Genomic DNA, 21,133 nt, shown 5'->3' with positions numbered 1-21,133 from the left:
GGCTCATCCCGCCTGCCCCTCGCGAGTGCCCGTGTTCTCCGCGATCGCCTGCACTGTCGCACAGATGCTCGCGGGAACATGCGGCCGGACAGAGGTAAAGTCGTGCGGGTGAGCGCATCGACGGCCTTTCTGACGGACCGCTACGAACTGACCATGCTGGACGCGGCTCTTCGCGACGGCACGGCCCACCGGAAGTGCGTGTTCGAAGTGTTCGCACGCCGACTCTCCGGCGGGCGCAGGTTCGGCGTCGTCGCGGGAACCGGCCGCCTGCTCGGGCAGCTGCGCAGCTTCCGGTTCGGCGAGGACGAGCTGCGCTTCCTGCGCGATGAGAACATCGTCGGTCCCGAGGCACTCGCCTACCTCGAGGGCTACCGCTTCACGGGCTCCATCTCCGGCTACCGCGAGGGCGAACTGTACTTCCCCGGCTCCCCCGTTCTGACCGTCACCGGCACCTTCGCCGACGCCGTGATCCTCGAGACGATCGCGCTGAGCATCCTGAACCATGATTCGGCCATCGCCACGGCGGCCGCCAGGATGTCGATCGCCGCGAACGGGCGTCCGCTCGCGGAGATGGGTGCGCGCCGCTCTGCTGAGCACTCCGCCGTCGCCGCCAGCCGTGCCGCATACATCGTCGGCTTCGGCGCGACGAGCAACCTCGAGGCCGGGCGCACGTGGGGCGTGCCGACGATGGGCACAGCAGCCCACGCCTGGACGCTGCTGCACGACAGCGAAGAGGACGCGTTCCGCGCGCAGCTCGACGCACTCGGCACCGGCACCGCGCTGCTCGTCGACACCTACGACATCGAGCAGGGAGTGCGCACCGCGGTGCGCATGGCCTCCGAGCGCGGCGGCTCCCTCGGCGGGGTGCGCATCGACTCAGGCGACCTGCCCATCGTCGCCGGGGAGGTCCGCGACATCCTCGATTCGCTGGGGGCGAGCGCGACGCGCATCACCGTGACGAGCGACCTCGACGAGTTCGCGATCGCCGCACTCGGTGCGTCTCCCGTCGACGCGTACGGCGTCGGCACATCTGTTGTGACCGGATCCGGATACCCGACGGCCGGCATGGTCTACAAGCTGGTCGCACGCGAGGGACGGAACGGCGAATGGGTGTCGGTCGCCAAGACTGCCAGCGGCAAGGGGTCGCAGGGCGGGCAGAAGGCAGCGGCGCGTCGCATCGAGAACGGCACGGCGGTGGAGGAGCTCGTCCACGTCGGCGACGGGTTCGATGATGTTCCCGCCCTGCCGGAATCGGGCGTGCGGCATCTGCAGACGAGCCTCGTCGCATCCGGCGACATCGATACGGCCCACGAGGGGCCGGCCGGCGTCGCCGCCGCCCGTGCCCACCACTTCGCTGCGCGCGAGGAGCTCCCCGTCAGAGGGCTCGCTCTGAGCAAGTCCGACCCCGCTGTCCCGACGACCTACGTCGAGAGCTGACGCCGCCCGCGGCAGATGCGCTATCTGTTCAGCTGCTCGTAGATCTTCTTGCACTCCGGGCACACGGGGAACTTCTCGGGGTCGCGCCCCGGCGTCCACTTCTTGCCGCACAGCGCACGCACCGGCTTGCCGGTGATGGCCGATTCGAGGATCTTGTCCTTCTTGACGTAGTGCGAGAAACGCTCGTGATCACCGGGTTCCTGCAGCTCTTCTTCGAGCAGCTCCTCGAGTTCTCGGTCGAGGAGCGCGGTTCCGCCCTGGTCGGGTGCATCAAGCGGCGTACTCATACGGCCATTCTATTCCGGATCCGGATGACTGGGGAGGCTGATCGCAGCGAGACCCGATTCCGGGTCGGAACAGCCGGAGGAATCGGGCCGGTCAGGTCGTGCCGGCGAACTCCATGATGCGCGATTCGCGGTGCTGGAACAGCAGTCCGCCCACTACGACGCCGAGCGCGAGCACCGAGAGGCCGGTGCCGACACCGACCCACTGCGCGGTCATCGCGTTCGCGATGTCGTCGGTGAGCGCCAGCCACATGAACCACAGCGTGGGACCGCTCGCCACCAGCGCGATGCCCATGACGAGCGCCTGAGACCAGACACCGATCGAACCGCTGCGCTGAGGCTGTTGGAACGGGCCGTCTCCGGGCGTCGGCACCGCGTAGGGTGCGACGGCAGAGGAGATGCACGACAGACCGAGGCCGCACAGGAACAGCGACGCGGCGACTCCGACCATGCCGGGCAGGAGCGCCCAGCGCCCGTAGAGCGCCACGGAAACGGGGATCGTGACGGCGAGCACGGGAACCGCTGTGAGCAGCACGGGCACAGTGCGTCCCAGCCGATCGGAGATCCCGCCGACACCTGTGACGATGTGCAGCCATACTGCTGAGGAGTCGTACGCCGTGTCGTTGTGCGCGACCCAGCCGAAGAACAGCGCCATGATCGGCACGGGCACGAGCGCGGTGATCTCGGCGGGCACGCCGGCGATGAGCAGCGGGACGACCGGAAGCAGACCCGCGATCGGAATGATCACGAGGTTCGCCATGTAGCGCATGTCACTGAACCAGTAGATGATGCTGCGCGCGGCGATGGCGCCCGCAGCGACGCCTGGAACGAGGGCGAACCAGCCGAGCCCGCCTCGCTGCCGGACCTCGACGGGGTTCTCGACGGTCGAGAGCAGGTGACGGACGAACCAGAACCACAGCCACACGACCAGCCCGGCGGTCAGCGCACCGACGATGCTCGCCCACCAGCTGACGAAGCCGTTGCCCATCGCGATCGCTCCCGGCGCGCCCGCGGCCGCGCCGAACGGTGTCAGCGCCAGGATCTCGACCACGAGCCGGATCTGCTCCGGCACGCGACCTTCCCATTCCAATGAGGAGAGGAACACGGCGACAGGGAAGACCACCACGATGACCCCGAGCACGAACAGGCTCGACAGCTCCCTGGTGCGGCGGCCCCGCATCAGAGTCGATGCGAGGCCCATCGCGATGCGGGCGAGGACCACGCACGCGACAGCGTGCAGAAGCGCAGAGACGACGGCGACCAGCACCGGCACACCCAGTCCGACCCAGACGACCGCTGCGGAGACGTCGATCGCGAGCAGCGCGATGGACGGCACGCTGATGAGCGAGCCGAGCAGGAGCGTCCCCGCCAGCGGCGTCGGTTCGGCGCCGAGCACGGCGAATCGCCTCGGATCAAGTTGATCGGTCGCCCCCGCGAGGAAAGGTCCGACGGCGAAGCCGATGAGCAGCGCTGAGCCGACGAGCGTCAGGACCGCGGATGCCACATCGAGGTGGTCATCGTCGAGACTCAGTGCGCCGACGCATGCCGCCGCGACGAGACTGCCGACGACGACCAGGCCGACGACCTGACGGATGACGTGCCAGGCCGAACCTCGGAACGTACCGAGGAACAGTGCGAGCCTCAGTTGGAGGACGCGTGCAACCACTCGAGGCCCCCCACATCGCCGGTAGCGCCGGAGAGCTCGACGAATCGCTCTGTGAGCGTCGCGCTGCCCTTCACTTCTTCGACCGTTCCCTCTGCGAGCACCTGTCCCGACACGATCACTGCCAGACGACTGCATACCTGCTCGACGAGGTCCATGCCGTGGCTCGACAGCACAACGGTGCCTCCCCCTCGCACGTACTCGCTGAGAATGCCGAGAATCGTCTCGGACGAGACCGGATCGACAGCTTCGAAGGGCTCGTCGAGAACCAGCAGTCGCGGCGAGTGGATCATCGCCGCGGCGAGCATGATCTTCTTCGTCATACCGGCCGAATAGTCGGAGACGACGCGGCCGAGCGCGTCGGTCAGCTCGAGCACTCTGGCGAGGTCGTTCGTGCGATCGGCGATGACGCCCGGCTTCAGACCGCGCAGCACGCCGACATAGTAGAGAAGCTGCCGCCCGGTGAGGCGATCGAAGGTGCGCAGGCGGTCCGGCAGCACGCCCATCAGCTTCTTGGCCTCGCGCGGATGCTTGCGCAGGTCGACGCCGCACACCTCGAGGGTGCCCGCCGTCGGGCTCAGCAGCCCGGCGATCATCGACAGCAGCGTGGTCTTGCCCGCGCCGTTCGGGCCGACGAGTCCGTAGAACGCGCCGCTCGGCACCGTGAGATCGATTTCGGTTACGGCATCGGTGCCGCCGTACGATTTCGTCACCTGAGTCAACCGCAGCGCGGAGGGCGCGGACGCAGGCTCTGCCCCCTCCGGCGACTGCAGAGCGGACTCCTGGTCAGCATCGATCTCCAACGGCGGACCGGCGACCGGTCGCGCCGCGGCCTCGGCCGCATCGGTTTCCGGCAACGGCGGCAGCGGGGCGGCCACGACCGGATTCTCCCGAGTGTCGACCGACAGCTCCGAGGCACCGGCTCCCCGACCGCTGCGCGCACTCGCCTGTTCGTCGGACAAGTGTGCGTTCGACGGAACGGTTGTGCGAGATTCGTCGCGGGATTCGGAGGTCACGAGAAAACAGTACCCATCCGACTCGGTCACTTCATCCAGGCGTCGCCGTGAGATCGCAGAGTCGTCATCAGAATGTGGCCTGTCGAGCAGGAAGATCCGCCAATCCGGCGAATGTCCTGCCGTTGTCCAGCGTTCACCGGTACCCTGAGTGGCACGCAGTACGGTGAACGATGCGGGAACGTGCAGTGAACACGCACCGACGAGCACCGTGCAAACACATGAAAGCTTGAGAACCATGAGCACTCAGATCGTCATTCTCGCCGCCGGCATGGGCACGCGGCTGGGTCGCGCGCTGCCGAAGTCGCTCACGACTCTGAACGACGGCCGCTCGATCATGCAGCAGCAGCATGACAACATCCGCGCCGCATTCGGCGACGACGCGCACGTGACAGCAGTCGTCGGGTACCGCGCCGAGGAGATCGTCGAGCGTTTTCCCCAGGCGGACTACGTCTACAACGAGCGCTACGACCAGACCAACACCTCGAAGAGCCTTCTGCGCGCCCTTCAGGCCACGGGCCGCAACGGCGTGCTGTGGATGAACGGCGACGTCGTCTTCGACCCGCGCGTCCTCGGCCGAGCGATCGCGCATATCGAGGCCGACCAGTCGTTCGTCGCCGTGAACACGGCGAAGGTCAGCGACGAAGAGGTCAAGTACACGGTCTCGCGCGCAGGCCACATCGACGAGTTGTCGAAGCAGGTCGTCGGCGGCATCGGCGAGGCTGTCGGCATCAACTACATCTCGCGTGCCGACAAGAAGGCACTGATCCGCGGCTTGCAGCGCGTCGACGACCAGGAGTACTTCGAGGGCGGTCTCGAGCTCGCGATCGCCGACGAAGGCGTCCGCGTGCTGCCGATGGACATCTCGGATCTGTACGCCGTCGAGGTCGACTTCGCTGAAGACCTCGAACGCGCAAACGAGTTCGTGTAGCCCCTTACTCGACCCGGCGCCCCGCCGGTGATGCTCATGCGTCGCCGGCGGGGCGCGTCGTTTCCTCACCAGGCCGCTCATCACGACGAGTTGTCCACATCCGGATGCATCGGAACCGTTTCTCGGCCTGAGCGTCGCAGGTCGTCCATAGCGTCGGGGCATGACCACCTCCGCCTCCGCAGGAGAGCCGCCCTGCGGCGTCTACGCCGTGCCGTGGAAGGTCGATCGCGCCGACCCTCGGCACCCCGTCATGACGAACGTCTCGACTGAAGTGCTCGACACCGTACGCTGCTTCGTCGGCGATCGGCACGGCCGCGCGCGCACCGACCGATTCGGATCGCTGCGATCGGGCGACGCGGTGCAGCTGTGCCTGTGCCGCGCCGATCTCCCCAGCACCATCGTGACCCTCGCCTGGTATCGACCGGGAACCGACGAGGAGTTCCTGTGGCGCTTCGTCCTGTGACTGCGGTCTGCCTCCCGATCCTCAGGAGCGAGCGTTCCACGTCTCCCACTCGCGCATGAGACGCTCGATCGCCTCACGGAAGCGGCGGGTCGGCGCCCCCGTGCTGGTATCGCCGAAGTAGCGCTGCGACCAGGTCTCGAGGCGTTGGAACGTCTCAGGGTCGTTCTGCACCCGCTCGACGTGCGTGACGATGTCCGCGGCGTCTTCTGCGGCGAGCCACTCGCATGCCCCGAGGTATCCGTCCTCGTCGATGCTGGCCCGCTCGTCCGCCGGCCTGGTGATGAGGAGTGGCTTGCCGACGGCGAGCCTGTCGTACACCATCGCCGAGATGTCGGTCACGGCTACATCGGCGCCCGCGAGCTGCCAGCCGAGCGACGGCCCGTCGTCGAACACATGCTGCGCCGTCGCGTCGTTCTTGTTCGCCTCGGCGATGGCACGGATGATGCGGCGGTTGGCATCGCCGAATGCCCGATCGAGCACGCCGCTGCGCGGGTGCGGCCGGTACACCAGCCGGAACCGGTCGTCGGCGAGCAGGGCGCCCACGAGCTTCTCCCCATGGCTGACGATCGATCCGTAGTGCGCGGCCGGCCGGTCGCCCTCCCAGGTCGGCGCGTACAGGACGACGGTGCGCCCGTCCGGTTCGTACGGCGGCTCCCCCGTGTAGTGGTCCGCCTGCGGGCGGCCGATCTCGATGGTGCGCTCGTCGAGGTCGTAAGCCCACAGCGTTCGCGACAGCCGCTCACGGGCCGCCGCCCCCGCGACCAGCGCATAGTCGTACGCCTTGAACTGGTTCGTGGTCATGTACATCTTGTCCGACTCGCCGTGATTGATGTACACGTGCCAGCGGCGACCGTACCGGAACATCTGGAAGTTGCGCGCGTTCTGGTTCACGTAGAGGACGATGCGGATGTCCTGGTGCTCCAGGAACTTCTCGATGCCGCGCACCTCGGGCTGGAAGGTCACGGGCAGCTCGCCGTCGTCGATCAGCGCCCGCGCACCGCCCGGATTGCGCGCGATCACCACGACGGGCCGTTCCCGTGCGATCTCTTTCAGCGGCGCGTACCACTGGCGCATCTGATACATGTTCACTTCGCTGTCGGCGAAGTAGACCGCAACGGTGAACCTGCTTCGTTCCAGCGCGCCCCTGGCCTTCAGGTCGCGGACGACGCTGCGATGCATGAGTCGCATTCGCGCCGCCTTCTGTACCAGGGCAACGGCTTTGCGGACATCACTCACAACAGACACGCGTTCCAGGTTAAGTCGGGAAGATCACCGGGAAGGCATGGGATGATCGTCGAATGGGTAACGATCGTGGTGAGGGCATCGCGCCGCGCCCCCACCGCAGTGCCCCCAGGGTTCCCACAGGCGCCGGTGTGTCGTTCATCATGCCCGTGCTCAACGAGCACGAGTATCTCGCACGCGCGGTCGAGACGGTGCTCGCGCAGGACGTCCCGGGCCCCATCGAGCTCGTGCTCGCCCTCGGCCCCTCCACCGACGGCACCACCGAACTCGCGGAGAGCATCGCAGCGGACGATGCGCGCGTGCGACTCGTCGAGAACCCGGCCGCCGACATCCCCGTCGGTCTCAATGCCGCGATCCGCGCCAGCCGCTACCCCACGATCGTGCGGGTGGACGCGCACTCGGAGCTCGCCGCCGGCTACACGGCCCGCGCGCTCGACACTCTCGACCGCACCGGCGCGGCGAACGTGGGCGGCGTGATGCGCGCCTCCGGCCGCACGCCCTTCCAGCGCGCCGTTGCCCGCGCGTACAACTCCCGCATCGGGCTCGGTGGCGGGGCATACCATTCAGGCGGCGGCGAGGGCGAGGCAGAATCCGCCTATCTCGGCGTGATGCGTCGTGAGCCTCTCGAAGAGATCGGGCTGTTCGACGAGTCGATCCGGCGCGGAGAGGACTGGGAGCTGAACCTGCGCTTGCGCACCGCCGGCTACCGGGTCTGGTTCGACCCGGAGCTGTCGGCCACATACTGGCCGCGCGAGAGCTGGGCGCGGCTGGTGCGCCAGTTCTTCTCGACGGGCACCTGGCGCGGCGAGCTCGTGCGGCGGTACGGCACCCGCAACTCGTTGCGCTTCTTCGCACCGCCTGCGCTCGTCGTCGTCGCGTTCCTCGCGCTCGTCATCGGCGCGCTTCAGGTGACGGGGGTGCTGGCCGGGCCCTGGTCCGCGCTCGCGTCCATCGTCTATGTGCCGCTGGCGGCATACGTGCTGCTGATCCTCGCGGTCGCGTCCGGCCGCGGCGGAGGCTCCGGATGGCGGGACAAGCTGTGGAGCGCCGCTGTGCCGCCCACGATGCACCTGTCATGGGGGTTCGGCTTCCTGCGCGGCGCAGTCACTGGTGCGCGCGACAACGTCGACACATCGAGGCTGTCCGGCCGCAACACGCCCCTGCCGTAGGGCATCTCGCGATCTGACGCCTACGGCGTGATCATCCCGGCATCGATCAGTCGCGCCACGACGCGCTCTGAGGCGTGCCCGTCGTCGAGGCGGTTGAACGCGGCCCGCCACGTCGCGTATCTCTCGGCATACTCCGCAGGATCCTGGTCGAGTGCGGTCAGCAGCTCTTCGTGAGAGCGGGCGACGGGGCCGGGGGCTCGCTTGAGCAGATCGAAGTAGAACCCGCGCAGGGCTCCCCTGTAGTGCTCGAGGTCGGGCACCAGGAAGTGCATCGGCTTTCCCGTGACCGAGAAGTCGAACATCACCGAGGAGTAGTCCGTGATCAGCGCGTCGGCCGCGAGCATCAGCTCTGCGGTGTCGGAGTAGGCGGTCACGTCGATCACGCGCGGCGCCGTCACGTCGTGGCCGGGCAGCAGCGTGCGAGAGTGGCCTCTCACGAGGACGACGGCACCCCGATCGGCAGCGAGGCGCTCCGGATCGACGAAGTCCACGATCTCCTCGCGATCGTCGCGCCACGTCGGGGCGTACAGCAGCACCTCCTCCTCCGGCGCGATACCGAGCCGCGCGCGCACCGCTGCGCCGTCGCCGGTGGTGAGCACGTCGTTGCGGGGATATCCCTCGACCCACAGCTGCCTGTCGAGCAGCGGCCGCCCGCCGAGGTAGGCATATGCCTTCCGCAGCACCCGCGAGGCATATCCGTTCTGCGCAAGCAGCACGTTCCAGCGCAGCGATTCTCGCACGACCGCGGCCCACCGTCTGGGCTGGAAGCCTCGGCGATGCAGCGCGAGCCGCTTCAGCGGGGTACCGTGCCACGTCTGCAGCACGTGCTGGCCATCGCGGCGCACGAACGGACGCCGCAGCCAATCGTTCACGACGAGCAGACGTGCATCGGCCCGCGCCCGCCACCATTCGGGGCTCCCATCGACCACGGCGATCGCGCCGTCCGGCACCGGCACTGAGCGGTCGACGACGCTCCAGTAGCGCGTCACGTGCGGGGCGATGCGCGCGATCTCACGGTCGATCGCCAGCGGGTTGCATCCGGCGACACGTCCGTAGAAGCTCTCGAAGAACACGGCGTTCTCGAGCCGACGCGCACCGGTGTTCCCTCCCGTATAGCGCAGCTCGAGCGCGCGGCTGCCCTCGCCAGACTCGTACGCCGGGTCGATCGGCGGCCGGACCAGCAGCTCGCCGGAGACCAGCTCTGCGTGGAAGAGTTCGAACGTCTCTCGGCCGACGGAAGCATCGGCGCCGAGCTCGGCTCCCCCTTCGGCGGTCAGCGACATCCGGTATGCGCCGCTGGGCATGGGAAGCGCTGGGCCTCCCCAGCGCGAGACGAGAAGCCGGAAGCGCACGCTCCACTCCCCCTCATCGGCGGTGATCTCTCCGGCAACGCGCGCACGCGCTCCGTTGAGGCTCGCACGCTGCGGCGGGGAGCCGGAGCCGGAGACGATGAGCGATGCTCCGCCGTTGTCGAACCGCGCTCTCGTCATCCGTGGCTCGTCCCCTCTGCTCGCGCCGCATTGCGTCGCCCGTGTTCGTCCTGATCGACTCGGGCGCGTACCGCGTCGTAGACGCGCCGCGCGTTCCCTCCGTCACAATACGCGTGCACGCGCTCGCTCAGCGCCTCCGACCGCGCCACGAGCGCGTCTCGCTCGCCGGAATCGCCCAGCACACGGTCGAGGCGCTCGGCGGCCGCGGACCAGTCATGCGCGTAGTCGTCACCTGCGACGGCCTCGTACCGTCCGTACAGCCCGCGCGTGGCCGCGTACTCCTCGGCATCCGGAGCGAAGAAGATGACGGGAAGCGGCACGAGCGCCGCGTCGAACGCGAGCGACGAGTAGTCCGTGATCAGCGCGTCGCATCCTGCCAGTGCCGGGGTGATGTCGCGCAGACGCTCCGCGCCGAGGTCGCGGACGAACGGTGTCTCGAACGGCGGCTCGTAGCTGCCGGCGCCCAGCCGATGCGAGCGGACGAGCAGAATCGCGCCGTGACGCTCGAGCACGGCCCGGATGAGCGTCCACTCATGCACGGACGGCACGGCGGGATCGGCCGCGCCGTCTCGCCACGTCGGGGCGTACAGCACGACAGGCGCGTCATCCGGGATATCCCCCGTCGCCTCGGCGATGTCGCGTCGTGCCCGTGCACGCCTCTCCTGCGCGTCACCCGTGCTGAGCGGATCGGCGCGCGGCTCCCCCGTGACCAGAACGCGGCCGTGCGGGAGCTCGAAGGCGGACTCGAGACGCCCCCGGATGAGATGGTGCGATGCGGGCATCAGATCGATGCGCCGTGCGGAGCGTGCATAGGCGAACGCCAGCAGCGCACTGACCAGGCCCCGCGCGAACGGGACGGGGCTTCGTGTGGTCTCCGGTGAGTCCATACCGATGCGTTTGAGCGGGATCCCATGCCACAGCTGCACCACGAACGCGCCAGACGCGCCGTACGGGTTCACATCGCCGAGCCCGAAGGCGACCACGATGACGCGTGCGCGGACGGTCGCCCAGAAGCCTCGCCACGAATCACGGCGGATCGTGGGGATGCCGACGGCTGCGGCTTCCCGCTCCTCCGCATCGTCTGCGACGAGCCAGACCGCTCCGACGCCGTCCTCCTGCGCGACGCGCCACACTTCAAGCGGTCCGTCGCCGATGCCTGCACCGCATCCGAACACCCAGCGCTCGCCCCTGGGAACGAGGAGTGTGATGAGCCGGCCGAGCGCGTACAGCGGTGCGCGGAGCAGCTTGGCCGCGTTTCCGGCGCGGAACGAGAAGGACGCCACCCCGCGAGCCTATCCGGATCTCGCGGGGCGGCGCCTCAGGCGGTGCCTGCCGACTTCGATCAGAGGGTGCCGAGAGTCAGGTCGACCGTGTGGCTCTCGCCGTCTCGCACATATGTGAGGGATGCCTCGCTGCCGCCAGCGGCAGCGCGCACCTGCGCCGTCAGGTCCGTCGAACTGCGGATCTGCTTGCCGTTGAACTCCGTGACGATGTCGCCCTTCTGCAGGCCGGCGCCCTTCGCCGCGCCGTCTGTCAGCTCGACGATCGCCGCGCCCTCGACGGTCGCGTCCTCGTAGGCCGATGCAGTCGTGACGCTCGCGCCCAGCAGTCCGTGCGTGGCCTCACCGCTGTCGATGATCTCCTGCGACACCCGCTGGGCCACGTTCGACGGGATCGAGAAGCCGATGCCGACCGATCCGGACTCGTTCTCCGAGCTGCCGTTCGCGGTCGCGATCGCGACGTTGATCCCGATCAGCTGACCCTCGCTGTTCACGAGCGGGCCGCCGGAGTTCCCCGGGTTGATCGATGCGTCGGTCTGGATGACGCTGAGCGAGATCGACTGCTGCTGTGCGTTCTGCTGCTCCTCCTCCTGGCCCGGCAGGTCGAAGAACCAGGGCGACTCCTCTTGTGGGCCCTCATCCTCCTCCGTATCGGGCGAGTCCGGTGCCGCAGAGGACTGGATCTGGATGCTGCGGTCGAGAGCGCTCACAATGCCGGTCGTGACCGTGTTGGGCAGGCCGAGCGGTGCACCGATCGCAACGGTCGTGTCCCCCACGTTGAGCTTGTCGGAGTCGGCGAACTCGATCGGAGTGAGGTCGGAGGCGTCCTTGAGCTTGATCACGGCGAGGTCGTAGACGGGATCGGTCCCGACGATCTCGGCGTCATAGATCGTACCGTCAGAGCCGGTGACCCGGATGGTGCCGTTCGAAGCCGATCCGCCGAGGGTCACCACGTGCGTGTTGGTGAGCACATAGCCGTCCTCGCTGAGCACGACGCCGGTGCCGTTTCCCGATTCCTGCCCGTTCGTGACGGTGATCGTCACGGTGCTCGGCATCGCCTCGGTCGCGACCGCGGTCGCCTCGTTGACGGAGCCGGGGTTGTTCACGGTGATCGTCGACGGGCCGTCGGATGCGGCCGTGCTCGACGGCCCGCCGCCCCAGATCGCGTTCCCCGCGTAGGAACCACCCAGGCCGGCTGCACCGCCGATCAGCGCCGCGGCGACGAGGAGGCCCGCGACGGCGGTGCCCCGCTTGCGCGACGGCCCCTGTTCCTTCCTCTCACCTGCCGCAGGGCCGAATGGGCTGCCGGACTGGACCTGAGCCGGCGGGCTGTACGGCGGCAGCGGCTCTGTCGACTGCTGTCCTGCAGGCGGCATCGGCGGCAGCACCTCGGTGCGCTGGGGATCAGCGCCCGCGGCGGGCCGCTGCGCCGCAGCGTCGGCCGCCGACATCGCGGGGCGCGGCGGGACGGAGCCTGCTCCGCCACCGGACGTCGGGCCGGCAGCGGGTGAGCCGTTGTCCGGCTCCTGGTTCGAGAACGAGTTGTCCATCGTGTGCTCCTTCTGACGATTCCCCTTAAGACTGATCCCGAATCCTTTGCAGAACCTATGACCCGGTTCAGATCTGGGAATGAGTCGATGACGTACCGTGATGACATGCCAACCGTGCCCGGCGCCTGGCGGCGCACCGCATCCGGCGCTGGTCTGCTCGGAGACGACGGATCCATCGCTCCCACCATTTTCGCAGAGATGTCGCATCTGGCGGCCGTGACGAAATCGATCAATCTCGGGCAGGGCTTCCCCGACGAGGACGGTCCTGCCGAAGTGCTCGAGGCCGCGCAGCGGGCGATCGCGGACGGGCACAACCAGTACACGCCGGGGCGCGGCGTTCCGGAGCTGCTCGAGGCGATCAGCGAGCACCAGAACCGGTTCTACGGGCTCAGCGTCGACCCCGCCACCGAGGTCCTCGCGACGACAGGGGCGACCGAGGCCCTGTCGGCGACGCTGCTGGCGCTGATCGACTCCCCTGAGGATGAGGTCGTGGTGTTCGAACCGTACTACGACTCCTACGCCGCCTGCGTCGCGCTCGCCGGCGGTCGGCTGCGCACGGTGCCGCTGCGTCGGCCCGACTTCCAGCCCGATCCGGATGAGCTGGCCGCCGCGGTCACCGACCGGACCAGGGTGATCCTGCTCAACGACCCACACAACCCGACGGGAGCGGTGTTCTCCGCCGAGATCCGGCAGCAGATCGCTGAGCTCGCCGAACGGCACGAGGCCATCATCGTCACCGACGAGGTGTACGAGCACCTCGTCTTCGACGAGCCGCACGTACCGATCGCGACGCTTCCACAGGCCGCCGCCCGCACGCTCACGATCTCCTCGGCTGGCAAGACGTTCCGGGCGACCGGATGGAAGATCGGCTGGGTGTCCGGCCCCGCTGAGCTCATCACGGCGGTGCTCACCGTGAAGCAGTTCCTCACCTTCGTCAACGGCTCGCCGTTCCAACCAGCCATCGCCGCGGGGCTGCGACTGCCCGACACCTTCTTCGCCGATCTCCGCGAGGATATGCGCCGTAAGAAGGACCTGCTGGGTGCCGGGCTCCGTGCCGCAGGCTTCGGGATCTCCCAGCCAGCAGGCACGTACTTCACCGTCGCCGACGGCGCGTCGCTGGGCTTCTCCGACGCGGCAGAGCTGTGCCGTCAGCTGCCGCAGCGCGTCGGCGTCGTCGGCGTGCCCCTGACGGCATTCGTCACGGACGAGAACCGTGCCGACTACGCGAGCCTGGTGCGGTTCGCAGCGTGCAAGCGGGTGGAAGTGCTCGAGGAGGCCGCCGCACGGCTGGGCCGACTCAGCACGAGCTGAGCGGCTATGCTTCCGGCAGCACCCGGTACCGACGCAGTGCCAGGGCGGGGTTCTCCCGCCGCGTGGCGGCGATGCGTGCCGGGTCGATGTCGGCGACGGCGACGTCGGTGCCGAGCGCCAGCTGCGCCACCGGCACACCCTGCGGATCGACGACGGCTGACGCACCGATCCCTATGGGTGCCGGGTGGTCTGCTGCGGCCAGGTACATGGTGTTCTCGATCGCGCGAGCCGTCAGCAGGGTCGACCAATGGTGCTCCTTGAGTGGGCCGCGCACCCACTCCGCGGGAACGACCGCGACGTCGACGTCGGCGTCGGCGAGGGTGCGCGCGACCTCGGGGAACCGCAGGTCGTAGCAGGTCATCATGCCGAAGGTGAGCCCGTCGAGCACGAACGTCTGCGGCTCGCCTGTCGCCCCGGGTTCGATCCACGCCGATTCCCGCTGCCCGAACGCGTCATACAGGTGCTGCTTACGGTAGACGGCGATGACGCCGGTCGCGTCGACCGCGACGGCGGCGTTGCGCACGCGCGTCGTCGTGCCCTGCTCCACGAGGCCGGCGACGACGACCACGTCGAGATCGGCCGCGAGCTCGCGCAACCGTGCGGTGAACGGCCCGTCAAGCGATTCCGCGTTGTCGGCGAACGTGACGTCGATCGGATTGACGAAATAGCTCGCGTACTCCGGGAACACGACCAGCCGTGCGCCGCGTTCCGCCGCCACGCGCGCAAGCCGCTCGATCTCGCCGAGGTTCGCCCCCTTGTCGCCTGTGGGGGCGAACTGAGCAACAGCAACCAGGGTCATGCCCCCACCTAACCACACCCGCGCGCCGCTGCCGAGATGCGCACCTATCGCCGAGATGCGCCGCTTCTGACGTGGTTTCGGCGAATAGGTGCGCATCTCGCGGGCCGGCTCCGGATCATCCGGATGTCCCGGTCGCAGCTGAGCAGGTTCATGCCGTTCGGCTGACAGAATGCTCCCAGGTGACGCCGAAGGAGACGACCGTGGACGAAGCAGACGCAGAACGTACGCCGGCGCCGGGAAGCGTGCCGAGGCTGGCCCGATGGCTGCTGGGGGCGGGAGTCCTGGTGGGCTTCGCCGCCGCAGGCGAGGCGCTCCGCGCGCTGGCCCACCTGCCCGTCCCCGGATCGACGCTGGGCATGATTCTGCTGCTGGCGGTGCTGTTGCTTCCCCTCGGCCGCCGCCTGACGCTCATCGTCGCACCTGCTGCAGACACACTCATCGCGGTGCTGCCGCTTCTGCTGGTGCCGTTGGCGGTCGGTGTGATCGCTGCCTTCGGACCGCTCGCGGAGCACGCCATGGCGATCATTGCGGCGCTCGTGGTCGGCTGGCTCGCAACGTTCCTCGCCGCGGCGTTCACCGCGGACCTGCTGATGCGACGGGTGCGCCGCTCATGATGTGGGCTCTCGCGCTCACACTGCTGGTCTGGACCGGCGCGGCATGGCTGGCGCGATTCGGACACGGGTGGGTCAACCCCGTGCTCGTGAGCACGATCGTGATCGCGGCGGTGCTGCTGATCACGCGGACGCCGCTGGCCGAATACCAGGAGGGAACTGTGCCCCTGACAGCGCTGCTCGCCCCCGCGATCGTCGCGCTGGCACTGCCCATCCGGCGCCACGGGCGTGAGCTCGGACGGCTGATGCCCCCGCTGCTGATCGCCGGCCTGGTCGGCACGATCGTCGGCATCGCGGCCACCACGCTCGTGGCGTGGCTGCTCGGCGTTCCGCATGACGTTCTGCTGGCACTCGCCCCCAAGCACGCGACTTCGGCGGTCTCAGCGGCCGTCGCGGGTGTGCTCGGCGTCGACGTCTCACTCGCGGCGGTGTTCTCGATCCTCACCGGGATCCTCGGCGCCGTCGCAGGGCCGCCGATGCTCCGTCTGCTGCGCCGAAGGGATCCCGTGTCGCAGGGGCTCGCGATCGGGCTGTCGGCCCACGCGATCGGCACCGCACGTGCGATGGAGCTCGGAAAGACGACGGGCGCGTCATCGGCGCTCGGCCTCGCCCTGGCCGCGCTGTTCGTCCCCGTCGCGATGCTGATCGCGTCGCTGCTGGGCTGGTTGTAGCCAGAACGACCTGGCCGCGGAACCGTCCGTGCTCCGCAAAGGTCCGGTTGGAACAACAGGGCCCCGCTGCCCGTCCACTAGGTCGGTGAGCATGCTGGATGGTGGCTGCCCGCAGGATGCCGTCATCCGGCACATCGCTGAGTCCGGGTTCGCAATCCACGTCGTCGCAGTCGGACTCGTCGACTCGTCAGCTCAGCGGCCCGCGGCCACACGCTCCAGCCCGTCGAGCACAAGATCGAGCCCGAACTCGAACTCAGCCTGATCGTCGCACCGCCCGAGGGTCGTCTCCCCGTCATCGTGAGCGATATTCGCGACCATCTCGACGATGTGGGGAGCATCCGCCACCATCTGCGCAGGCATCCCCTGCGACGCGTCCTCGTCCGCGGATCCGGCCGGGTCGAACAGCTCTTGAGAGAAGCCGAGGAGGCGACTTCCGAGAGCGTGCAGAGCATGGTGCACGAGGTCGTACGACAGGCCGCCGAAGCGCATGAGCGCGATCGATGCGTCGAAGTAGCGGACGATGGCGGCGCTGGGGCTCGCGCGCCCCTCGAACACGCCGGGGGCCCAGCGGTGGCGCAGCATCACCTCGCGGGACGTGAGGATCCGTCGGCGCAGCGTGCGCTTCCATTCTCTGGGGGATCCCGGATTCTGGTCCGCGACCGCGGACTCGACCTCCATTGCGACAGCCTCGGCCAACCCATCGAGCAGGTCGTTCTTGCCTGCGACGTAGTGATAGAGCGACATCGCCTCGATGCCGAGTTCCTTGGCAAGCGCACGCATCGTCAGCGCATCGATCCCCTTGCGGTCCGCAAGCGCGAGCGCGACCTCGAGCACCCGCTCACGAGACAGGGATCCGCGAGCGCTCGGAGCGGCGGCATCGAGATTCGGCATCTCCTCTTGACTCTCCGACTCATCTGTTGACGGGAACGTGGCGCTACGTTACCTTACAACGTACGACTTACAACGTAAGGGGAACAATGCGGCGCAGGGCCCTCATCGCACTGGGTACGACCATCGTCATCGTCGTGGCTCCTCTCGCCGCGCTCGTCCTCGCGCTGCGCACGAAGTGGGAGCCCGGCGTGGCGTTGGTGCGGCGTCTCGGACGCGACCGCTTCAACCGTGGGGCGATGCGCACGGCCGGAACGCCCGGGGCGTCCGCGCAGGTGATCCGCACGGTCGGTCGACGATCCGGCCGCCCTTATCGCACACCCATCGGGCTGCGGCGGACGCAGAGCGGATGGATCGTGACGCTGCCGTACGGGACGACGCCCGATTGGCTGAAGAATCTCCTCGCCGCCGGGTCAGCCGAGGTCGAGACGGAAGGCGAGGTCCGCGCCGTCACGGCGCCGCGTGTCGTCCCCCGCCACGACGTGATGCACCTCCTCGGCACGGGTGATCGGGTCGTCGCGCACCTCTTCGGAGTCGACGAGTGCCTCCTCCTCGAGGACGCGCCGACGGCGAGCGCATGAGAGCTCTCGTGCGAGACGGGTACGGCGGCCCCGAGGTTCTGCGAGTCGACGAGGTTCCGGATCCGTCGCCGGGCCCGGGCGAGGTCATCGTGCGGGTGCGCGCCAGCTCGCTCAACATGGCCGACCTCGACGTCCTCTTCGGGCGACCCCGGATCGCGCGTGCCTACTACGGCATGTCCGCTCCGAAGTTCCCCGGCCTGGGGGTGGACCTGGCCGGCGAGGTGGTCGAGACGGGCTCCGGGGTACAGGATCTCCGCCCGCGGGACCGGGTATGGGCCGACCTGTTCAGCTACGGGCATTCGGCGCTCGCCGAACGCGTCGTCGTCCCTGCGACGGCGCTGCGACGGATCCCCGACGGCGTGCACCGTCTCGACGCGGCGCCGGAGATGCTCGCCCGCATGGCGGCGGGCGCCGCCCGCGGCAAGATCGTGATCGAGCCCTGAACCAGATTCCCCGTATCCACTTGGGGACCGCCCCGCCACACCCTTGACCCGGCGAATGTCCGGCAAGAACTGCGTCGAGCCGGACGGGGTTGCATGAGAACGACGAAGGCCCGGATCTCGACTGAGATCCGGGCCTTCGTTCTTTGTTTTGTTGCGGGGGCAGGATTTGAACCTGCGGCCTCCGGGTTATGAGCCCGGCGAGCTACCGAACTGCTCCACCCCGCGGCACATGTAATAGCCTAACACGCGGGTGAACAGCCGTCGAATCGAGCCCCTTCCGACACGCCCTATGGCGTGTCGCCCTCCAGCTCGAGGAGCTTCTGAACGGCCTCGCCGAGCCGCTCGTTGGCTTCGGCGATCGCAACCTGGTCGCCGCTTTCAAGAGCCTCGTTGCGCTCCGCAATGGCGTCCTGGGCGTCGGCGAGGGCCTGCTGCCGTTCGGCCGACCCGGCGTCGCTGCCGCCCGTGTCGGCTCCGTCTTCGGTGCCCTCGTCGCCTGGGTCCTCGTCACCGCTCCCTTCGGAGTCATCCGGAGCGTCCGGAGTATCCGGCGTCGGCACGTCCTCCGCCTCGTCCGGGTTCTCCGCCACCTCGGAGTCACCGGTCTCGGTGCCCGAGTCGCCGCCGAAGATCTCGTCAAGGCCTTCGGCGAGCGTGTCAGTGAATGCGAGCTGGTCGCCGAACGAGACGAACACACGCTGGAGCAGCGGGTATGAGGTGCCTGCGGTCGACTGCACGTACACGGGCTGTACGTAGAGGAATCCGCCGCCGACCGGCACGGTGAGCAGGTTTCCGAGTTCCAGCTCCGAATCGCCCAGCTGCAGGACGTTCCTCTCGTCGGCGATCGACGGATCGGAGTCGAAGGTGTTCTGCACCTGTCCGGGGCCGGCAACCGTGGTATTCGACGAGATCTGCAACAGCCTCAGCGTGCCGTAGTCGTCGCGCACTTCGCCATCGGTCGACCCTGCGTCCGCGTCGGCGGAGAGATAGCCGAGCAGCACGTTGCGGCTGTCCTCGCCCTCCCCCGGCGGGATGAAGGTCGTGTACAGCGAGTACGACGGATCATCCTGATTCGGCATCTGCATCGTGAGGTAGTACGGCGGCTGCTTGACGCTCGAGTTCTGCGGGTCGTCCGGTGTGTTCCATACGTTGTCGCGCTGGTAGAAGCTGTTGGCGTCATCGACGTGGTAGACGCCGAGCATCTCGCGCTGCACCTTGAACAGGTCCGTCGGGTAGCGCACGTGACTCATCAGCTCGCCTGACATCTCACTGATCGGCTCGATGGTCGACGGGTACACGTTCTGCCACGCCTTCAGCACCGGGTCCTCGTCGTCCCACGCGTAGAGCGTGACCGATCCGTCGTAGGCGTCGACGGTGGCCTTGACCGAGTTCCGGATGTAGTTGATCTCGTCCAGACGCACCTGCGGCTGAGGCACGTTGGAGTCGCTGATCGCATCTCCCAGGCCGACGGGCGTCGAGTACGGGTACGTCGCGCTGGTCGTGTAGCCGTCGACGACCCACTTCACCTTCCCGTCGACGACCGTGGGGTACGGGTCGCTGTCGATGGTCAGGTACGGCGCCGCCTTCTGCACGCGATCGACCGGGTTGCGGTCGTAGAGGATCTGCGATTCCTCGTTCACGTACTGCGACAGGAAGATCTGCTCCGACTGGAACTTCAGCGAGTAGACCAGTTTGTTGAGGAAGCTGCCGACGCTCGGACCGCCGTCGCCGGTGAACGTGGTGCGGGTCTCGCTCGCACCATCCTCGCCGCGGGCGTAGTCGAGCTCGAGCGGATCTGCACCCTCCGGCTGCCCCACCACCGAGTACTCCGGTGAGTTCTCGCCGAAGTAGATCCGCGGCTCGTAGTCCATCTCGCTGAAGATGCCGCTGGTCGGGATGCCGCTCTCGAGGAACACCGGCCATCCGTCGGTCGTGCGCTCGTTGCCCTTGGCGGCGACGAGGCCGTAGCCGTGGGTGTAGACCACGGCGGTGTTCTGCCAGGACTGGCTCTCCAGATTCTCCTGGTTCAGCTCGCGCACCGCCACGACGGTGTCCTGCGTCTCGCCGTCGATCTCGTAGCGGTCGACGTCGAGCGTCTGCTCGAAGCTGTAGTACGGGAAGTGCTGCTGCAGCTGACGCATCGTCGGGCTGATCACCGCGGGGTCCATCAGGCGCAGCGACGCGGTCGTCGCAGCGTCGTCGCGGAGCTGACCGGCCTCCGTGGCGGTCGAGGGAGAGTACGACTCCACCTCGATGTTGTCGATGTCGTATGCGGTGCGCGTGCCGTCGACGTTGCGCTGATAGTAGTCGCTCTCGTAGGCGAACTGGTTCGGCTGCACCTGCAGGGTGTTGATGATGGCCGGGTACGCGAGGTTCACCACGATCGCCGTGACCAGCAGCAGGCCGGTGCCGACCAGCGGCAGGCGCCAGCGCCCGATGAACGCGGTGATGAGGAAGAGCACCGCGACGAGCACGGCGGCGATCGACAGAATCGTCAGGCCGGGGATCTCGGCGTGCGTGCCCACGTAACCGGGGCCCGTGATCCGATCGCCGGGCTCGACGAGCTTGCTGTAGCGATCGAGCCACAGGCTCACGGCCTGCAGCAGGATGTACACCGCTGCGGTGATCGCGATCTGGAAGCGCGCGGCTTTCGAGATGCGCAGCTCGCCCTGCCCGATGCGCACCGAACCGTACAGGTACGACACGACGAGCGTGAGCACGAGGCCGAGCAGCACCACGGCGGACGCGAACGCGAGCACTCCCTGGAAGAACGGCAGACTGAACATGTAGAAGCCGAGGTCGAGGCCGAACTCGGGGTCGGCTTCACCGACCGCGCCGCCGTTCAGCCACAGGGCCGCCGTCTCCCAGTTCGTCGCAGCCGAGAAGCCGGCGAAGAAGCCGAAGAAGATCGGGATGCCCCAGGTGGCCAGACGCCTCAGCGGCTCGATGACCTCCTGGTAGCGGTCCAGCTGCGAGCTCAGCTGCGCGTACACCGGTCGCAACCGGTGCGCCAGGTGGATCGACAGCCAGAGCGGCACCGCCATCGCGACGAAGCCGATGACGAACATCAGCCCCCGCGCGCCCCACTGGGTGAGCAGCACGCTGTCGAAGCCGAGCTGGTCGTACCAGAGGAAGTCCGCGTACAGATTCGCGAACAGGAAGAAGGCCGCGACAAGGGCTGCGATCACGATCACCGCGATCGTGATCACTCTCCGCATCGGGCTGGGCGGTGATTTGGGCGTCGGCGCTGTCGTCGAGGTCACCTGTCCATCCTATGAGTGGAATCAATGACTGGGCTGACAACGCC

The 21,133-nt window shown here is 68.2% G+C and carries 19 protein-coding genes and 1 tRNA gene; 9 read left to right on the top strand and 11 right to left on the bottom strand.

Annotated features, from left to right (window positions below; translation table 11 throughout):
• Window positions 1-108 precede the first annotated feature (108 nt).
• Window positions 109-1,437 carry a nicotinate phosphoribosyltransferase gene (locus DZG09_RS09120; protein ID WP_119697258.1) on the top strand — a complete coding sequence of 443 codons (1,329 nt, stop codon included), beginning with the start codon at window positions 109-111 and terminating at the stop codon, window positions 1,435-1,437.
• Window positions 1,438-1,457: 20 nt separating this feature from the next.
• Here the strand turns inward: DZG09_RS09120 and DZG09_RS09115 are convergent, their stop codons facing one another.
• From DZG09_RS09115 to DZG09_RS09105, 3 genes are all read right to left on the bottom strand, one after another.
• On the bottom strand, window positions 1,458-1,724 hold the full coding sequence (locus DZG09_RS09115; protein ID WP_119697257.1) for a DUF3039 domain-containing protein: 267 nt from the start codon (window positions 1,722-1,724) through the stop codon (window positions 1,458-1,460).
• Between the two features lie 91 nt (window positions 1,725-1,815).
• Window positions 1,816-3,387 (bottom strand): hypothetical protein, encoded by a 1,572-nt coding sequence (locus DZG09_RS09110; protein WP_119697256.1) that lies wholly within the window; start codon window positions 3,385-3,387, stop codon window positions 1,816-1,818.
• A complete protein-coding gene (locus DZG09_RS09105; protein ID WP_240423807.1) occupies window positions 3,363-4,400 on the bottom strand; it encodes an ABC transporter ATP-binding protein in 1,038 nt (345 codons plus the stop codon). Before DZG09_RS09105 ends, DZG09_RS09110 begins: the two co-directional genes overlap by 25 nt.
• 235 nt (window positions 4,401-4,635) lie before the next feature.
• Here DZG09_RS09105 and DZG09_RS09100 point away from each other — a divergent pair, with 235 nt between their 5' ends.
• Both DZG09_RS09100 and DZG09_RS09095 read left to right on the top strand, forming a co-directional pair.
• Window positions 4,636-5,328 (top strand): phosphocholine cytidylyltransferase family protein, encoded by a 693-nt coding sequence (locus DZG09_RS09100; protein ID WP_119697255.1) that lies wholly within the window; start codon window positions 4,636-4,638, stop codon window positions 5,326-5,328.
• A 160-nt stretch (window positions 5,329-5,488) separates the two neighbouring features.
• Complete coding sequence (locus DZG09_RS09095; RefSeq protein WP_119697254.1) at window positions 5,489-5,791, top strand: hypothetical protein; 303 nt, start codon at window positions 5,489-5,491, stop codon at window positions 5,789-5,791.
• Between the two features lie 21 nt (window positions 5,792-5,812).
• Here the strand turns inward: DZG09_RS09095 and DZG09_RS09090 are convergent, their stop codons facing one another.
• Window positions 5,813-7,036, bottom strand: a complete 1,224-nt coding sequence (locus DZG09_RS09090; RefSeq protein WP_420845896.1) for a CDP-glycerol glycerophosphotransferase family protein — start codon at window positions 7,034-7,036, stop codon at window positions 5,813-5,815.
• A 53-nt stretch (window positions 7,037-7,089) separates the two neighbouring features.
• Here DZG09_RS09090 and DZG09_RS09085 point away from each other — a divergent pair, with 53 nt between their 5' ends.
• Window positions 7,090-8,202 (top strand): glycosyltransferase family 2 protein, encoded by a 1,113-nt coding sequence (locus DZG09_RS09085; RefSeq protein ID WP_119697252.1) that lies wholly within the window; start codon window positions 7,090-7,092, stop codon window positions 8,200-8,202.
• Between the two features lie 20 nt (window positions 8,203-8,222).
• On the opposite strand, the gene DZG09_RS09080 is transcribed toward DZG09_RS09085, so the two are convergent.
• From DZG09_RS09080 to DZG09_RS09070, 3 genes are read right to left on the bottom strand one after another with little or no spacing between them, the layout of a single operon-like run.
• Window positions 8,223-9,692 (bottom strand): CDP-glycerol glycerophosphotransferase family protein, encoded by a 1,470-nt coding sequence (locus tag DZG09_RS09080; protein ID WP_119697251.1) that lies wholly within the window; start codon window positions 9,690-9,692, stop codon window positions 8,223-8,225.
• The gene (locus tag DZG09_RS09075) at window positions 9,689-10,975 is read right to left on the bottom strand and encodes a CDP-glycerol glycerophosphotransferase family protein (protein WP_119697250.1); all 1,287 of its coding nucleotides are present in this window, start codon (window positions 10,973-10,975) and stop codon (window positions 9,689-9,691) included. The genes DZG09_RS09080 and DZG09_RS09075 overlap by 4 nt, the downstream gene beginning before the upstream one ends.
• A 59-nt stretch (window positions 10,976-11,034) precedes the next feature.
• Window positions 11,035-12,522 (bottom strand): S1C family serine protease, encoded by a 1,488-nt coding sequence (locus DZG09_RS09070; protein ID WP_240423805.1) that lies wholly within the window; start codon window positions 12,520-12,522, stop codon window positions 11,035-11,037.
• A 105-nt stretch (window positions 12,523-12,627) separates the two neighbouring features.
• Between DZG09_RS09070 and DZG09_RS09065 the strand changes: the two genes are divergently transcribed.
• The gene (locus DZG09_RS09065; RefSeq protein ID WP_119697476.1) at window positions 12,628-13,833 is read left to right on the top strand and encodes an aminotransferase class I/II-fold pyridoxal phosphate-dependent enzyme; all 1,206 of its coding nucleotides are present in this window, start codon (window positions 12,628-12,630) and stop codon (window positions 13,831-13,833) included.
• A 4-nt stretch (window positions 13,834-13,837) separates the two neighbouring features.
• Here the strand turns inward: DZG09_RS09065 and DZG09_RS09060 are convergent, their stop codons facing one another.
• On the bottom strand, window positions 13,838-14,632 hold the full coding sequence (locus DZG09_RS09060) for a carbon-nitrogen hydrolase family protein (protein ID WP_119697475.1): 795 nt from the start codon (window positions 14,630-14,632) through the stop codon (window positions 13,838-13,840).
• A 200-nt stretch (window positions 14,633-14,832) separates the two neighbouring features.
• Between DZG09_RS09060 and DZG09_RS16580 the strand changes: the two genes are divergently transcribed.
• Both DZG09_RS16580 and DZG09_RS09050 read left to right on the top strand, forming a co-directional pair.
• Window positions 14,833-15,246, top strand: coding sequence for a CidA/LrgA family protein (locus DZG09_RS16580; RefSeq protein WP_162893243.1), 414 nt, complete (start codon window positions 14,833-14,835; stop codon window positions 15,244-15,246).
• Window positions 15,243-15,914, top strand: a complete 672-nt coding sequence (locus tag DZG09_RS09050) for an LrgB family protein (RefSeq protein WP_119697248.1) — start codon at window positions 15,243-15,245, stop codon at window positions 15,912-15,914. Before DZG09_RS16580 ends, DZG09_RS09050 begins: the two co-directional genes overlap by 4 nt.
• Window positions 15,915-16,106: 192 nt before the next feature.
• On the opposite strand, the gene DZG09_RS09045 is transcribed toward DZG09_RS09050, so the two are convergent.
• Window positions 16,107-16,805: a TetR/AcrR family transcriptional regulator C-terminal domain-containing protein gene (locus tag DZG09_RS09045; RefSeq protein WP_119697247.1), complete on the bottom strand. Its 699-nt coding sequence runs from the start codon at window positions 16,803-16,805 to the stop codon at window positions 16,107-16,109.
• 86 nt (window positions 16,806-16,891) lie between these two features.
• On the opposite strand from DZG09_RS09045, the gene DZG09_RS09040 reads away from it, so the two are divergent.
• Both DZG09_RS09040 and DZG09_RS09035 read left to right on the top strand, forming a co-directional pair.
• Complete coding sequence (locus DZG09_RS09040) at window positions 16,892-17,383, top strand: nitroreductase family deazaflavin-dependent oxidoreductase (protein ID WP_119697246.1); 492 nt, start codon at window positions 16,892-16,894, stop codon at window positions 17,381-17,383.
• Window positions 17,380-17,826: an alcohol dehydrogenase catalytic domain-containing protein gene (locus DZG09_RS09035; protein WP_119697245.1), complete on the top strand. Its 447-nt coding sequence runs from the start codon at window positions 17,380-17,382 to the stop codon at window positions 17,824-17,826. The genes DZG09_RS09040 and DZG09_RS09035 overlap by 4 nt, the downstream gene beginning before the upstream one ends.
• Before the next feature lie 151 nt (window positions 17,827-17,977).
• On the opposite strand, the gene DZG09_RS09030 is transcribed toward DZG09_RS09035, so the two are convergent.
• Window positions 17,978-18,051: transfer RNA gene (locus tag DZG09_RS09030), tRNA-Met, on the bottom strand.
• A gap of 62 nt (window positions 18,052-18,113) precedes the next feature.
• Window positions 18,114-21,089 (bottom strand): UPF0182 family membrane protein, encoded by a 2,976-nt coding sequence (locus DZG09_RS09025; protein WP_119697244.1) that lies wholly within the window; start codon window positions 21,087-21,089, stop codon window positions 18,114-18,116.
• Between the last annotated feature and the right edge of the window lie 44 nt (window positions 21,090-21,133).

Origin of the sequence: Microbacterium halotolerans (assembly GCF_003569805.1) — a bacterium.
GTDB classification, from domain to species: Bacteria; Actinomycetota; Actinomycetes; order Actinomycetales; family Microbacteriaceae; genus Microbacterium; species Microbacterium halotolerans.
Note: the sequence above shows the minus strand (reverse complement) of the source record. Positions and strands in the feature narration are given on the sequence as shown.